This is a genomic window from Kribbella pratensis, from assembly GCF_004366075.1.
GTDB classification, from domain to species: Bacteria; Actinomycetota; Actinomycetes; order Propionibacteriales; family Kribbellaceae; genus Kribbella; species Kribbella pratensis.
In genome coordinates this window covers 2,097,591-2,111,192 of the sequence record NZ_SODU01000001.1, presented here as the reverse complement: position 1 = coordinate 2,111,192, position 13,602 = coordinate 2,097,591, and the positions used below count along the sequence as shown (strand labels likewise).

The window sequence follows — 13,602 nt, the reverse complement described above, 5'->3', positions numbered from 1 at the left end:
TCAGATCCTTCAGGCGTGCTCGGCGGTGGTCTTGATGTTGGCGAGGGTGGTCCGGATCCCTCGCCGTTGTTTGGCGGGCAGCCGGAGGACGGCGTACATCGCCTTCACGGTCCACGCGCCTTTCGCCGGTGGCAGGACCTCCATGTGATGGGTGAGCCGGGTGCCGTCCAGCTCCGGGATGACGGTGTACGACCAGAACACCCGGCCGCCTTCGCCGCGATTGGCCTCTTTCATCGGTGGGAACGAGACCCAGCCGAAAGCGTGGTCCGGATCCCACGTGGTCACCTCGGACGGCGCGTCGAACTTCTGCGGCCCGAACTTCTCGTGCGCGATCCATCGCGCTCCGACGTGCAGCGTGTCATCGAAGTCGATGACCTTGGTGATGCTCTTCGGTCCGGCGTACTCCGGATGCCGCCGGACGTCGGTGACAAGCTCCCAGACGGCGTCCGGCGTGGCGTCGACGTGGACGGTCTCCTCGATGTCTACCAGTGCTTCCATGGTCTCAGCGTTTTCGGTAGGTGGCGGTGTAGGTGGTGTTGACCGCTGGTGCGGTGATCGTGTGGTTCTGTGGGCCTCCGTCCGACCAGGACGTGAAGTTGTACGTGAACTTGTTGAACTGCTGCGGGGACGGGGCGCTGACCGAGTTCGCCGAGCCGACCACGACGGTGACCGAGAACGGGGTCGAGCGTGGTGCCTCGTTCACGACCATGTTGGTCAGGGTGAGCCCGCCCGGGTTGGTCCGGAACGTCAGTACGACGGTCCGCGGGTCCAGCCGGACCGAAGCCGTCGAGGACAGACCTGCGGAATCGGTCGCGGTCAACGCCAGCTCGAGCCAGCACGGATAAGCGTGGTCCGGTGTTGCGAACGTGCCCGAAGAACCGCTCAAGGTCTGCAGCTCGTGCGCGTGGCAGTCGGACGGCGTGATGCAGTGATGCAGGATCAGCTTCCAGCTCAGCGCGGACGCGGGCAACGACCCGTCCTGTGCGTCGGTCGCGTGGCCGGCGAAGGCGATCTGGTCACCGACCTTCCAGGTCAGGCTCGCTGCGGGCGAGTCGATCACCGCCGTCGGTGCCGTGTTCCCGGCCGTGACCGTGATCGACGTCGTGTCCGTCGCCCCCTGGTTGTCCGTCACCCGCAGGCTCGGGTGATAGGTCCCCGCCGTGCTGTAGGTGCGTGTCGCCGTCGCGCCGGTCGCGTCGCCGAACGTGCCGTCACCGTTGAGGTCCCACGAATAACTGAGCGGACCACCCTCAGGATCGGAGGACGCGGTGCCGTCGAAGTTCACCGTCAGCGGGACGGCGCCACTGGACGGGGTTGCCGTGAAGGCCGCGGTCGGCGGCTGGTTCGCGGCGGTGAAGGTGATGCGGTGTACGGCGCCACTCTCCATGTCGACGTAGAACAGGTCGCCACCCGGACCGATCTTCAGGTCGACCGGATGGCCGGCTGCACCACCTGTCGAGTCGACACCGGCGAACGACCGCAGTCGAGCCGGATCAGGTAGTCCGTTCGTACCGGGCAGCATCGCCCAGATCTCGTTCCGCGAGTGGTCGGCGAAGAACAGCGCGCCGTTGTACTCGGACGGATACGACCCACCCTGGTAGAAAGCGATCCCGGTGATCGACGAACCGCCGGTGTGGCAGCCGGTGTAGTTCACCACGCAGGCGCTGTGGTTGTAGGCGTAGTACGGCGCGACGACCGAGCCGGGCGTCGAGTACAGCGACGAGCACGACGACAACCCGGCACCCTGGTACCCGCCCTGGGCCGCCGCTCCCTCGTAGCACGGCCATCCGAAGTTGCTGGCTGTCGTCGGGGACACCACTCGGTTGATCTCTTCCCACGTGTTCCACCCGACGTCGCCGATCCACAGCTCGTCGGTCCCCGGACGTTGCGTCATCCGGAACGGATTACGTGTGCCGTAGGCAACGATCCGCCGGGCGTTCGGATCCGCCGAGGAGAAGAACGGGTTGCCGGGTACGCCGGCGCCCGTGCTGGGATCGAGGCGGAGGATCGCACCGTCCAGCGAGGCCGGACCGCTGGGACGGCGGACGCTCTGACTGCGCAGCGCACCACCTTGCGCGTTCGGCGGCGTCAGAGCGGTGCCGACCGACCCCGGAGGATCTCCGCAGGGGTTGGCCTGGTCGCCGGCGTAGCTCGCGCCGTACTGGCCGTAGTCGACGTTGTTGAAGCTGGCGCCGTCGCCCCCACTGACGTAGAGGTATCCGTCGCGCCCGAAGAGCAGCGTGCCGACCGAGTGGCTGGGGAACTGCTGGCACCAGTCGTTGATCAGTACCTGCTCGGAGCCGGTCATGACGTTGCCGCTGATCTGCAGCCGGGACAACCGGGCCGACACGAGACAGCCGTCCGTGGTCGGGCCGGGTGGTGTCGGGCAGGCGTCGTTCCACCGCGGGGCGGTTCCGCCGATGGCCGCGTCGTACGCGTAGAGCACGTAGATGTACGGGTCGGCAGGGAAGTTGGGTGGCAGGGCGAGGCCTAGGAGGCCGCGGTCCCAGTAGTCGTCGACCCGGAGCGACAGGTCGGCGACGGTGACCGGACTGGTGTCCGTGAGGCTCTGGAAGCTCTTGATCACGCCGTTCTTCTGACCGACGACGATCCGCCCGTCCGGCGCGAACTGCAGCACCGTCGGGTTCGTCAGTCCACTCAGGACGACCGAGTCACGGAACCCGGTGGGCAGCGTCTCCGCCCGGGCCGCGCCTTGACTGAGTACTGCCGCGACCAGGAGCATCGCGGCCGCCATGCTGATCCGTCCGCGCCCGCGCGCGGTCCTGCCGAGACCCCACATCTCGTCCCCCACTTCCCAGCGCCTCAGACCCCTCCGCGCGCTTCTGTGGTTCAGAATGCGCCGATCCGCGGCAGCCGTCGAGTGGGTAGCTGCCCGCAGTCGGCCGAGCTCAACAGGTAGCCGACACTGGAGGCGTGAACCGATTGGACGACCTTGCTGCCGAAGGCGAGCCGGAGAAGGAGTTCAACCCAGGCATCGCTGCCCGATTCCCCCGCAAGACCGCCGCCGGCGGGGCACTGATCCGCGACCACGCCGGTCGGATCCTCTTCCTCGAACCCACCTACAAACCCACGCTCGACATCCCCGGCGGCATCGTCGAGTCCGACGAGTCCCCGTACGAGGCGTGCTGCCGCGAGGTGCAGGAGGAGATCGGCCTCGACCTGGAGATCGGCCGCCTGCTGGTCGTGGACTGGGTCCCCGCCCACGGCCCGTGGGCGGACTCCCTGGCCTTCATCTTCGACGGCGGCATCCTGGACGATCCCGCCCTCACCCTCGACCCCATCGAAGCCCGAGCCCACCACTACCTCACCCTCGCCGACGCAACCCCCCGCCTCCGCCCCTCCATGACCCGCCGCCTGGCCCTCGCCCTACAGGCGTTGACCACCGGAACCCCGACCTACGCCGACTTCGGCCGCCCTGTCTGAGGGAACGGCGGATCTGCAGGCCATCACAATGCAGCCGCTCCCGCCACGGCGAGCGTGACGGGAGCGGTGGAGGGGCGATTGTGATGGGCTGGCGGTCCGGGCCTACCCGGTGGTGGCGAGCATCGTCGGACGATAAAGCGTCAGGCCCTCCTCGTCCACGACGGCGACCCGGATCGCCGCGGGCGTGGAGTCCTGGTGCGGTACGGCGAAGACGGCGGTCGCGCGGCGGCCGTCGTACCTGGCGGCATAGCTCACGAACCGCCAGTCCTCGTCGTCCCAGTAGTCGTGGATGTCGGAACGCAGCAAGCCGTCGACCGCACGGTACGCCGGGCTGAGCAGGACTCGCCGCTGTGTCGCGACGAGCGGTGTGTCGTCGGACGCCGTACCTGCGTACGGGTGGCTGAGCCGGATCCGGAACCGCCGCAACGGCAGCAGCCAGTACCGGTCGAGCTCGGCAGACAGCATCGCGAACGCCACCGCCTCGACGACGAGCACGAGCACACCCGCACCCGCCGACCACCACCCGGTCGACGCCGTGGTCGCCAGTCCAGCAGTTGCCAGCAGCAACAAGGCGCGCGCGATCGCCCGGTTGCCAACTGGTTTGGCTGACTTCCCGGCACACCCGCAGGACGCCTCGGGTACGACGACCTTCGAGTAGACGAGGAAGCCGGTGAAGCCTGCGGACAGTGCGACTGCGGCGAATGCCTCGATCGCCCAGGAAGGTGGTAGGAGAAGGGCCAGAGCGATGAGGGCTTCGACTACGGCTACGGCTTGGTAGACGGGCTTTGCGCGTGAATCGCCCACCAGGCGGGGGAGGGCGGTGCGGTCCGCCTGCTGTGGGTCGGCGAACTTGCCGTACGACGACCAGAGCAGGAGCAACCCGATCAAGAGCGGCTGAGCAGCCGCCAAGGTACCCATGTCAGTTCGACGTGTAGATGGTCGCGATGTCGATCTCGTTCGTCCCCGGCCGCCAGGCGCCGATCACCTGGGCGTGCCGGCCGACCTTGAGCATCGACAGGTCCGAGACGGCGGGCGTGCCGTTGTACACGGCCGCCGTGGTCCCGGACTGCACGTGCCCGACGACCTTCTGGCCGTGGTGATCGAGCTGTACGCCGTTGCGCCCGATCGCCGTGATCGCGACGGTCAGGTTGACGATGTTGACCCAGATCGCCTCGGCGGCCAGGATGCCGTCCGGCAGCAGTACGCCGCGTGCGTACAGGCCGTCGCCGATCCGGGCCTGGTCGATCGTGGTCGGGCGGAGCTTCCAGACACTCGTCACGCCGGTCAGCTGGATCCGGTGCAACCGGCCGTCGGATCCCTGTACCTGCAGGAGATCCTGGTTGCGGCCCATGATCAGACCTTCGGCGAAGTTCGGGTCCGGCTGACCCGCGTCGGCGAACTGCTGGGTGGCGGCGAATGCCGTCTCCGGGGCGAGTGAGCCCATCGCGGTTGCGGCGACCAGTCCGGTCGCACCGAGGGCGGCGCGGCTGAGCAGCGAGCGGCGGTCCATCGTGGAAGTCATCTCGGTCTCCTCTCAGGCCACGTCGATCGACACGGGGGACAAGCCGCTGCTCAGGCTGAGGCCGAGCGCGCTGAACGCGGCCGGAGTGAAGTCGATGACCCGGTTCGAGGCGCAGTTCCCGCCGCAGCAGGAGCGTTCGCCGCAGAACAGGTCGGTCTGCGGGCCGCAGTCGGCGATCGACGTGACGATCCGCTTTCCGGTACACAGGCTGGTCGTGGCGTGCCGGAAGCCGCAGGTACGCCGGGACATCCCGGTGATCCCGCAGCTGTCCGGGCGAGTGATGGCGTAGCAAGCATCCGAGGTGTTCGGCCACGCATGCTGCATGCTTCCCGAGTTGCACGTCCCGCAGGCGCCGTGCCCGGCGCTTCCACAGGGTCCCCATGCGTTCCCACAACAGAACCACGAGGCTTCGGCGGTAATTCCGGCCATGACACATTCCTCCAGGTCTAGGGGCGGTAAGACCTACAAGCACTCTTTGTACTCCGATCCGGCGGAATCTCCCAGAGGTCATCGAAGAAATGGAAACTTTTTGCCTAGCGCTCGGTGCTGAGTACCTGCCCGCGCAGCAGGAACCAGGCGACGACCGCGGTGATCAGCAGGACGGCAGCGCCGACGCCGGCGGCGATGGATACCCCGTGCGCGAAGGAGTCTCGTGCCGCGTCGAGCAACTGCGCGGCAGCCTCCGGCGGAAGTTGTGCAGCGGCCTCGACCGCCCCACCCAACGACTCGTGGGCTGCGGCGGGCGTGCCCGCGGGACCGGTGAAGTCGCGGTAGACGCCGGTGACGATCGACCCGAGCAGCGCAATCCCAAGCGCCGCGCCGAGCTCGTACGCCGTTTCGGACACCGCACTCGCCGCACCCGCTTCCTCCTTCGGTACGGCGGCCAGGATGACGTCGGCGGTGACCGTGAATGAGAACCCCGCACCCGCCCCGACCACGAGCAACGCCGCACCGAGCAACGGATACCCGGTGTCCTGGCTGATCGTGGTGAGAGCGGCGAGCGCCAGACCGATCGCGGCGAGGCCACCGGCCACGACAGCGCGCACCGAGAACCGTCGCGCCACCCTCCCGGCGAGCAGACCGGCGGCGATCGCACCGATCGCGGCCGGCAACTCCGCGAGCCCGGCCTCGATCGGCCGCCGCCCCTGCACCAGTTGCAGATACTGCGACAGGAAGAAGATCAATCCCGACAGCCCGAGGATCGTGAGCAGATCGGCCAGTACGGCGCTGCTGAACCCGCGACTGCGGAACAATCGCAGGTCCAGCAACGGGATCGGGAGCCGGCGCTGACGACGTACGAAACCGTAGAGGGCGATCGCGCCGACGACGCCCGAGGCCAGCGGGATCCAGTCGAACCCGTGGGCCGCGAACTCCTTGATCGCATAGACGCTTCCGATCATCCCGACCATCGACAGCACGACACTGATCAGGTCCCAGGGACCCGGCTGCGGGTTCCGGGACTCCGGGAGCAGGCGAGCGCCGACGACGACCAGCACCGCCATCACCGGCAGGTTGATCAGGAAAACCGAACCCCACCAGAAGTTCTCCAGCAGTACGCCGCCGACGATCGGGCCGATCGCCATTCCCGCCGATGCCGCGGCGCCCCAGATCCCGATCGCGACACTGCGCTCCCGCGGGTTGTGGAACAGGTTACGGATCAGGGCGAGCGTGGCCGGCATCAGCGTCGCGCCCGCGACCCCCAGCAGTGCTCGCGCCACGATCATCAGCTCGGCCGAGTTCGCGTACGCGTTCAGCACCGAGATCGCGCCGAACGCCGTCGCGCCGATCAGCAGGATGCGCTTGCGGCCGATCCGGTCGCCGAGGCTACCCATCGACACGAGCAGCCCGGCGAGCACGAACGAGTACGCGTCGCCGATCCACAGCAGTTGGGTGCCCGACGGCTTCAGGTCCTCGGAGAGGAAGGGGGTCGCGAGGCCGAGCACCGTCGCGTCGACCGCCACGAGCAGAACGGCCAGCACGAGTACGCCGAGCGCGAGCCAGCGCCTCGGCCGGGTGATCGCCTGCTGCTTCATTTCTGTGTCCGGAGTGCGCCACCGAGCAGCAACTCGGTGACGTTCGAACTCAGGTCCTTGGGGGCGACCCGTCCTTCGCAGACGGCCCAGGCCGCGGAGACCAGCAGCCCGTAGAGCGCTTCGGTCAGCCACACCGGGCTGAGGTCGATCCGGAACTCGCCCGCTTCCTGACCGCGCCGGAACAGCGCGACCAGACGCGCGTCGAGCCGGGCCCAGCCCGCGTTCTGCTTGTCGCCCTCGAACAACTGGTTCTCGGAGTACAGGAACGCGAGCTGTCGGGCGACCGGCTCGAGCTCCTGCACCAGGCGCCGTACGGCGTCGGCCGCCGGACCGTCGTCGATCACTGCTCGCGCGACGGCGGCCTCGCACTCGGCGATGCCGAGCTCCTCGAGCGCCCGGACCAGCGCGTCCCGCCCGGCGAACTGCCGGTTCAGCGTGGCGCGACTGATCCCCGCGGCCCGGGCCACCTCGTCCATGGTCGCCGAGGACTTCCGCATCAGCAGACTCGCGGCGGCCCGCAGTACTTGCTCCCGATCAACAGCCATGAGACGAGGGTACCTCAAATGAGACATCAGTGTCTCAGAATGATCTCTAGCATTGGAGTCTGTATGCGGTATACGATCATCGTGAGCGTGGCGGGTGTGACCTGGTGAACGGTGAGATCGATCGGGACCCTATACACTTGCGGCGTTTGTGGAGGGGAGTATCCCGCCACGGCAGCGTCGTCATCACGGGAGGCCTGGACGGCCGAACCGGTGCTGCCGGCCCGCACTGATCCAGCACGAGATCAGCCGGGTGGGAGAGACCTCCGGACCAAGCCAGCTGTACGCCGACGTCCGGAGGTTCGTCATGGTCTCTGTCATGCCCCCTGCGGTCTGGGTGCTGACGATCGCCGGGTTGCTCGCGATCGTCGCGTTCGACCTGATCGTGATCGCGCGCCGCAACCACACCGTGACAATCAAGGACGCGACCCGCTGGGTGTTGTTCTACGTCGGTCTGGCCGGACTCTTCGCGCTCGGACTGTTCCTGTTCAGTCCCGGACAGTCGGGCAGTGAGTTCGTCGCCGGCTACATCACCGAGTACAGCCTGAGCGTCGACAACCTGTTCGTGTTCGTGATCATCATGGCGCGGTTCGCCGTACCGAGCCTGGCGCAGGACAAGGTGCTGTACATCGGCATCGTGGTCTCGATGCTGCTCCGGGCGGTCTTCATCCTGGCCGGCGCGGCGGCGATCTCGGCCGCGAGCTGGGTGTTCTACATCTTTGGCGCCTTCCTGGTCTACACCGCGGTCCGGCTGGCGCTCGAGGGCGAGAACGACGAGTCCGACTTCCAGGAGAACGTCGTGATCCGCGGAATGCGCCGGATCCTGCCGCTGCAGCACGACTACGACGGCGCGAAACTGGTCACCAAGACCGACGGCCGCCGGATGCTCACCCCGCTGGTGATCGTGATCTCCGCGATCGGGATGGCGAACGTGATCTTCGCGCTCGACTCGATCCCGGCGATCTTCGGGCTCACCCAGGACGCGTACATCGTGCTGACCGCGAACGCGTTCGCGCTGATGGGCCTGCGGCAGCTGTACTTCCTGATCGGCGGCCTGCTGGAGCGGGTCGTCTACCTGAACGTCGGCCTGTCGGTGATCCTCGCGTTCATCGGCGTGAAGCTGATCATCGAGGCGCTGCACGGGTCGCACATCGACGACATCGGCGCGATCCACCTGCCGCACATCGGCATCCTCACCTCGCTCGGCTTCATCGTCGGCACCCTGTTCGTCACCACGGTCGCCAGCCTGGTCAAGACGTCGCGCGACAACCGCCGCGAAGCGATCCGCATCAGGATCGACGAGTGATCCACGGCCGGTCAGACGGCCTGCTTCTCGGTCGTACTGCGGGCATCCTTGAGCCGCAGGTACAAGGCCGGGATCGGTAGCCAGATCAGCGCGGACGCGAGCAGTGCGCCGCGCAACGACGTACGGCCGAGGGCGCCGAGCGGCGGGCCGCCGACGACCTGGCCGATCGCGTTCGCCTGCGACACCATCGAGAGCACGGTCGCCCGGGAACGGGAGTCGACATGCCGGTTCAGCCAGCCGGAGTGGATCGGGATCGAGACGGTGTCGGCGATCTGGCGCAACCAGAGCGCCGCGAGCGCGAGCCAGAAGTTCCCGGCGAACGCGAACAGGAACATGCCGAGGACGTCCAGCGAAGCGAGCGTCGCGAGGATGCCGGTCGGGTGCGAGGCCTGCAGGCGCTCGGCGGAGAAGCGGTTCAGCAGCAGTGACGCGGCCAGTGAGAGAGCGGTGCCGGCCAGCGCCAGGGCGGTGAACCAGAGTGCCGGGTCCGACGTACCGAACACGGTCGGGAAGCTGAAGGTCAGGAGCTGCACCGACCACAGCCGGTCGAAGGCCTCGCTGGACAGGCCCGCGATCAGGCTGATGACCACGAGCGTCCGTACGACGGGACGTCGCCGGGCGACCGTCAGACCGTGCTTGAACGTGTCTGCCAGCTGCCGGAACGTCTCACGCTCCTCGCGCGGCGTGCGATGGAAGTTCTGCTCACGCATGAACAGTGCGAGCAACACGCCGAGCAGCATCGTCCCGGCGCCGGAGATCACCATCGGCAGCGGCAGGCTGATCAGTCCGAGACCTCCGGCGGTGACCGTGCCGGCGATCTTCGCAGCCAGCTCGAACTGTTGCGTGCGGACGAACACTCCGCCGACTCGCTCGGTGCCGATTTCGTCGGTGATCCAGGCCCGGTCGGCGCCGGACGTGAACGTGTACCCGACGCCCCACAGCACCTGCGCGGCGAGGATCGCCAGGAACGCGGGCACCAGGCCCTGGAGCAGCAGACCGGCGCCGATCAGCACGAAGCCGATCACGATCGAGAGCCGGCGGCTGTACAGGTCGGCGACGATGCCGGTGGGGATCTCGAAGAGGAAACAGGTGAGCTCGAGCGTGGTCCCGACCAGGACCATCTGCAGGGGGTCGAGTCCGGCGTCGCGGACGTAGTACACGAGGTTGAGCGTGAACGACAGCGCGGCCAGGAAGGACCAGGCGGCGTTGTAGACGTAGTACGTCCGGGTGGGGTCGGCAGAGCGGTAGGAAGACATCTCGGGTGGCTCCTGAAAGCGTGTTCCTGAAATGGGCGTGCGGGCAGGACGAAGCGGCGACCGGCTGGGTCAAACGCTTGCGTTGCGCACGGACGGCGACGGGGCCGCGGTGGTGCGCTTTCAGGAACGAGTACGCATGGCGACACGGTAGGGGAAACGCGGCGCGTCCGCCTTCGAATTAGCCGACCCCGGTTGGTGATCAGGAGTACTATCTGTAGTGCCTGGCCCGGCCGTTCCCCCGTGATGGTCGGGTCAGGTTTTTCTCTGGCCGACGGCCCCCGACGACCCCGTCCGCGGCGACCTGCCAGGATGCGGGAATGGTCGCATTGGGTGATGTGACGGCAGCATTGGGAATCGAGCCGGCGCGACTGGAGCCGACCCGGCCCGGTGACGAGGAATCGGTTCGTAACGGCAACTGGCATCTGTGGACCAGCGACGGCGAGCATCACATCCTTCGCCGGTACCACTTGCTGAGGACTGCAGAGGACCTTGCCTACGAGACCCAGGTGCTCGATCATCTGACCGCGCGCGGCTGGTGCGTTCCGGCGCGGATCGCCGGCCCGATCCAGTACGACGATCGGCTCTGGGCAGCCACCCGCTTCGTACCTGGAACGCCGCACCAGGACGAGACCGTGGCGCAGCAGACCGAGCGCGGCGAGGTGCTCGCCCGGTTGCACGCGGACCTGAGCGACCTCGACCTCGGCTCGAGGCCCGGGTTCTTCCAGGCCGCGGACCTGGACGCGATGGGGGAGTTCCAGGGCTGGGACCGCGGCGTCGAGCTGCTTCGCGAGCAGCGGCCTGATCTTGCCGACAGGGCAGCGCGCGCGATGGACGGCGCCAAGGAACTGGTGCGGGAGTACGGCCTGCTGGGACTGCCGCAGACGATCGTGCACGGCGACTTCGCGAGCTGGAATCTGCACTTCGACGACGACGGTCGTCTCGCCGGGGTGATCGACTTCGACCTGTGTCATCTGGACAGCCGGGTCTGGGAGCTCGTGATCGGCAGGGTGCAGCCGGACATGCTGGCCGGCTACCAGCGAGCCGCCGCCGAACCGCTCACCGAGCATGAGCTCGCTGCGATCGAGCCGTTGCGGGTCGTGTTCCGGGTGTTGATGGTGATGGCCGAGCTCTGGAACGGCCGGCAGGAGGGCCGTTTCGACGAGGTGACGATCGCTCGGCAGCTCGCCGCGGCCAGGTCTTGACATTGGCCGTCGACGGCAGGTTGACTGCTATATAGTTAACAGAAGAAATAAATTGCGGATCGGTCCGGTGTCGGTGGCTCAGAGCGACCCCGGGTGTGATCGACGTCTGCCCGGATCCGGTGGCTCGCCACCGGATCATTCGGCGTTCTGCGACCGGTGGTTGCTGGGGGCAACGCCGGAAAACCCTTGTCTGCAAGGGATCTGAGCCCCACGGTCACCATCCGGCATCGACTCGGGTGGCAAGTCTTCCGCAGCGGTGGGGTTGTGTGTCATCCTCCGGGATAGCGAAACCCGAGATCCTATCGGATATCGGTTCCACTCCAGCGCGTGAGGGAAAGGATGCGGAGTGAGCGCAACCTTCGAGGTGAAACCGGCACCGGCGGTACCGGCGCCGCCGGCCGCGGCGACCGCCCGGAAACCACCGCGAACGAGTCGCCGGACCCAGGCCCGGCGCAGTCTGCGGCGGCACTGGCAGCTCTACCTGCTGGTCGTCGTACCGCTCGCGTACTTCGTGATCTTCAAGTACGTCCCGATCGCGAACGCCGTGATCGCGTTCAAGAACTACAGCCCGATCAAGGGCCCGTGGGGCAGTGACTGGGTCGGCTTCCGCAACTTCGAGCTGTTCTTCCAGAACCCGGTGTTCTGGACCCTGGTGAAGAACACGTTCCTGCTGTCGGTCTACACGGTGCTCGCCAGCTTCCCGATCCCGATCATCCTGGCGATCGCGCTGAACGAGATCCGCAACGGCCGGTTCAAGAAGCTCGTGCAGCTGGTCACGTACGCGCCGTACTTCATCTCCACCGTGGTCGTGGTCTCGATGACGATCCTGGTGCTGTCGCCACGGCTCGGATTCGTCAACGACGCGATCGGGCTGTTCGGCGTACCGTCCGTGGACTTCCTCGGCAATCCGGACTACTTCCGGCACATCTACGTCTGGTCGGACGTGTGGCAGACCACCGGCTACTCCGCGGTGATCTACCTGGCCGCGCTGTCCGGGATCGATCCGGCGCTGCACGAGTCGGCGCGGATCGACGGCGCCAGCCGGCTGCAGCGGATCCGGCACGTCGACCTGCCGGGGATCATGCCGACCGCGGTGATCATCCTGGTGCTGGGCGTCGGCAACATCATGTCGATCGGGTTCGAGAAGGCGTTCCTGCTGCAGAACCCGCTGAACACCGCGCAGTCCGAGATCATCGCCACCTACGTCTACAAGACCGGTCTGCTGAACGCGGACTTCAGCATGGCGACCGCCATCGGGCTCTTCAACTCGGTGATCAACCTGTTCCTGCTGCTCGGCGTGAACTTCGCCGCCAAGCGCATCACCGGAAACGGACTCTGGTCATGAGCATCACTCTTCAAGGCTTCCGGCGTACGTCGGTCAAACGGTCGGAGCGCACCACGATCGAGGAGACGCGCACCGACAAGATCTTCCTGCTCGGCGTGCGGATCATGCTGTGGATCGCGCTGATCCTGGTCGCCGTACCGCTGATCTACATCGTCGCGAACTCGTTCAGCAGCCCGTCGGCGGTGAGTGCCGGCCGGGTGCTGTTGTGGCCGATCGAGCCGAGCCTGCGGGCGTACAAGGAGGCTTTCAGCGATCCGCTGATCATGAAGGGCTACCTGAACTCGTTCATCTACGCGATCGGCGGGACCCTGATCAGCGTCACGCTGACGATCGCGATCGCGTACCCGTTGTCCCGCCGGACGTTCTTCGGCCGGAACGTGATCATGAGCGTGCTGATCTTCACCATGCTGTTCTCCGGCGGCCTGATCCCGACGTACCTGGTGGTCCAGGACCTCGGGATGCTGAACACCCGGTGGGCGATGGTGATCCCGAGCGCGATCGGCGTCTGGCAGGTGATCATCGCGCGGACGTTCTTCCGCAGCACGATCCCGGACGAGCTGTACGAGGCGGCCACCATTGACGGGGCGAGCGATCTGCGCTTCCTGTGGTCGATCGTACTGCCGCTGTCCAAGCCGGTGATCGCGGTGATCGCGCTGATGTACGCGATCTTCCAGTGGAACAGCTACTTCGACGCACTGATCTACCTCAAGGACCCCGGCCTGTACCCGCTGCAGATCGTCCTGCGGAACGTTCTGATCCTGAACACGCTCACTGGGTCCACCACCACGACGAGTCTGGCCCAGCAGCTCGAACAGCAACAGCTGGCCAACGTCCTCAAGTACGCGCTCATCGTCATCTCGAGTCTGCCCGTACTGATCATCTACCCGTTCGTCGCCCGCCACTTCACCAAGGGCGTGATGGTCGGCGCGGTCAAGGGCTGAAAGGCCACCTC

At 67.0% G+C, this 13,602-nt stretch carries 13 protein-coding genes; 5 read left to right on the top strand and 8 right to left on the bottom strand.

All coding sequences use genetic code 11. The features are described 5' to 3' along the window. Nucleotides 1-9: 9 nt before the first annotated feature. Together EV137_RS09980 and EV137_RS09975 are read right to left on the bottom strand one after the other, a co-directional pair. Nucleotides 10-498 carry an SRPBCC family protein gene (locus EV137_RS09980; RefSeq protein WP_134128022.1) on the bottom strand — a complete coding sequence of 163 codons (489 nt, stop codon included), beginning with the start codon at nucleotides 496-498 and terminating at the stop codon, nucleotides 10-12. Nucleotides 499-502: 4 nt separating this feature from the next. Then, nucleotides 503-2,812, bottom strand: a complete 2,310-nt coding sequence (locus EV137_RS09975; RefSeq protein ID WP_202870862.1) for a PQQ-dependent sugar dehydrogenase — start codon at nucleotides 2,810-2,812, stop codon at nucleotides 503-505. Between the two features lie 122 nt (nucleotides 2,813-2,934). On the opposite strand from EV137_RS09975, the gene EV137_RS09970 reads away from it, so the two are divergent. After that, complete coding sequence (locus EV137_RS09970) at nucleotides 2,935-3,444, top strand: NUDIX domain-containing protein (RefSeq protein ID WP_134128020.1); 510 nt, start codon at nucleotides 2,935-2,937, stop codon at nucleotides 3,442-3,444. 102 nt (nucleotides 3,445-3,546) lie between these two features. Here the strand turns inward: EV137_RS09970 and EV137_RS09965 are convergent, their stop codons facing one another. The 5 genes from EV137_RS09965 to EV137_RS09945 form a co-directional block, all read right to left on the bottom strand. Continuing rightward, complete coding sequence (locus EV137_RS09965; RefSeq protein WP_134128018.1) at nucleotides 3,547-4,362, bottom strand: MauE/DoxX family redox-associated membrane protein; 816 nt, start codon at nucleotides 4,360-4,362, stop codon at nucleotides 3,547-3,549. A 1-nt stretch (nucleotide 4,363) separates the two neighbouring features. Continuing rightward, entirely contained in the window at nucleotides 4,364-4,966 is a 603-nt protein-coding gene (locus tag EV137_RS09960) for a cell wall protein (RefSeq protein ID WP_134128016.1), read from the bottom strand. A 12-nt stretch (nucleotides 4,967-4,978) separates the two neighbouring features. Then, nucleotides 4,979-5,290, bottom strand: coding sequence for a hypothetical protein (locus EV137_RS09955; RefSeq protein WP_238175202.1), 312 nt, complete (start codon nucleotides 5,288-5,290; stop codon nucleotides 4,979-4,981). Between the two features lie 209 nt (nucleotides 5,291-5,499). Next, entirely contained in the window at nucleotides 5,500-6,999 is a 1,500-nt protein-coding gene (locus EV137_RS09950) for an MFS transporter (protein ID WP_134128014.1), read from the bottom strand. Next, the gene (locus EV137_RS09945; RefSeq protein WP_202870861.1) at nucleotides 6,996-7,544 is read right to left on the bottom strand and encodes a TetR/AcrR family transcriptional regulator; all 549 of its coding nucleotides are present in this window, start codon (nucleotides 7,542-7,544) and stop codon (nucleotides 6,996-6,998) included. The genes EV137_RS09950 and EV137_RS09945 overlap by 4 nt, the downstream gene beginning before the upstream one ends. Nucleotides 7,545-7,860: 316 nt before the next feature. Between EV137_RS09945 and EV137_RS09940 the strand changes: the two genes are divergently transcribed. Beyond that, complete coding sequence (locus tag EV137_RS09940; RefSeq protein WP_134128010.1) at nucleotides 7,861-8,847, top strand: TerC/Alx family metal homeostasis membrane protein; 987 nt, start codon at nucleotides 7,861-7,863, stop codon at nucleotides 8,845-8,847. A gap of 11 nt (nucleotides 8,848-8,858) precedes the next feature. Here the strand turns inward: EV137_RS09940 and EV137_RS09935 are convergent, their stop codons facing one another. Further along, nucleotides 8,859-10,103 carry an MFS transporter gene (locus EV137_RS09935; protein ID WP_134128008.1) on the bottom strand — a complete coding sequence of 415 codons (1,245 nt, stop codon included), beginning with the start codon at nucleotides 10,101-10,103 and terminating at the stop codon, nucleotides 8,859-8,861. 317 nt (nucleotides 10,104-10,420) lie between these two features. Between EV137_RS09935 and EV137_RS09930 the strand changes: the two genes are divergently transcribed. The 3 genes from EV137_RS09930 to EV137_RS09920 all read left to right on the top strand — a co-directional run bounded on the left by EV137_RS09930 (nucleotide 10,421) and on the right by EV137_RS09920 (nucleotide 13,591). After that, entirely contained in the window at nucleotides 10,421-11,305 is an 885-nt protein-coding gene (locus tag EV137_RS09930; RefSeq protein ID WP_134128006.1) for a phosphotransferase enzyme family protein, read from the top strand. A gap of 346 nt (nucleotides 11,306-11,651) precedes the next feature. Next, entirely contained in the window at nucleotides 11,652-12,650 is a 999-nt protein-coding gene (locus tag EV137_RS09925; protein WP_202870860.1) for an ABC transporter permease, read from the top strand. Continuing rightward, nucleotides 12,647-13,591, top strand: a complete 945-nt coding sequence (locus EV137_RS09920; protein ID WP_134000324.1) for a carbohydrate ABC transporter permease — start codon at nucleotides 12,647-12,649, stop codon at nucleotides 13,589-13,591. The genes EV137_RS09925 and EV137_RS09920 overlap by 4 nt, the downstream gene beginning before the upstream one ends. Nucleotides 13,592-13,602 lie beyond the last annotated feature (11 nt).

Bases quoted from the DNA above. Each gene is read 5' to 3' on its own strand.
- EV137_RS09980 (WP_134128022.1), bottom strand. From the start codon at position 498: ATGGAAGCACTGGTAGACATCGAGGAGACCGTCCACGTCGACGCCACG.
- EV137_RS09965 (WP_134128018.1), bottom strand. From the start codon at position 4,362: ATGGGTACCTTGGCGGCTGCTCAGCCGCTCTTGATCGGGTTGCTCCTG.
- EV137_RS09960 (WP_134128016.1), bottom strand. From the start codon at position 4,966: ATGACTTCCACGATGGACCGCCGCTCGCTGCTCAGCCGCGCCGCCCTC.
- EV137_RS09955 (WP_238175202.1), bottom strand. From the start codon at position 5,290: ATGCAGCATGCGTGGCCGAACACCTCGGATGCTTGCTACGCCATCACT.
- EV137_RS09950 (WP_134128014.1), bottom strand. From the start codon at position 6,999: ATGAAGCAGCAGGCGATCACCCGGCCGAGGCGCTGGCTCGCGCTCGGC.
- EV137_RS09945 (WP_202870861.1), bottom strand. From the start codon at position 7,544: ATGGCTGTTGATCGGGAGCAAGTACTGCGGGCCGCCGCGAGTCTGCTG.
- EV137_RS09940 (WP_134128010.1), top strand. From the start codon at position 7,861: ATGCCCCCTGCGGTCTGGGTGCTGACGATCGCCGGGTTGCTCGCGATC.
- EV137_RS09935 (WP_134128008.1), bottom strand. From the start codon at position 10,103: ATGTCTTCCTACCGCTCTGCCGACCCCACCCGGACGTACTACGTCTAC.
- EV137_RS09930 (WP_134128006.1), top strand. From the start codon at position 10,421: ATGGTCGCATTGGGTGATGTGACGGCAGCATTGGGAATCGAGCCGGCG.
- EV137_RS09920 (WP_134000324.1), top strand. From the start codon at position 12,647: ATGAGCATCACTCTTCAAGGCTTCCGGCGTACGTCGGTCAAACGGTCG.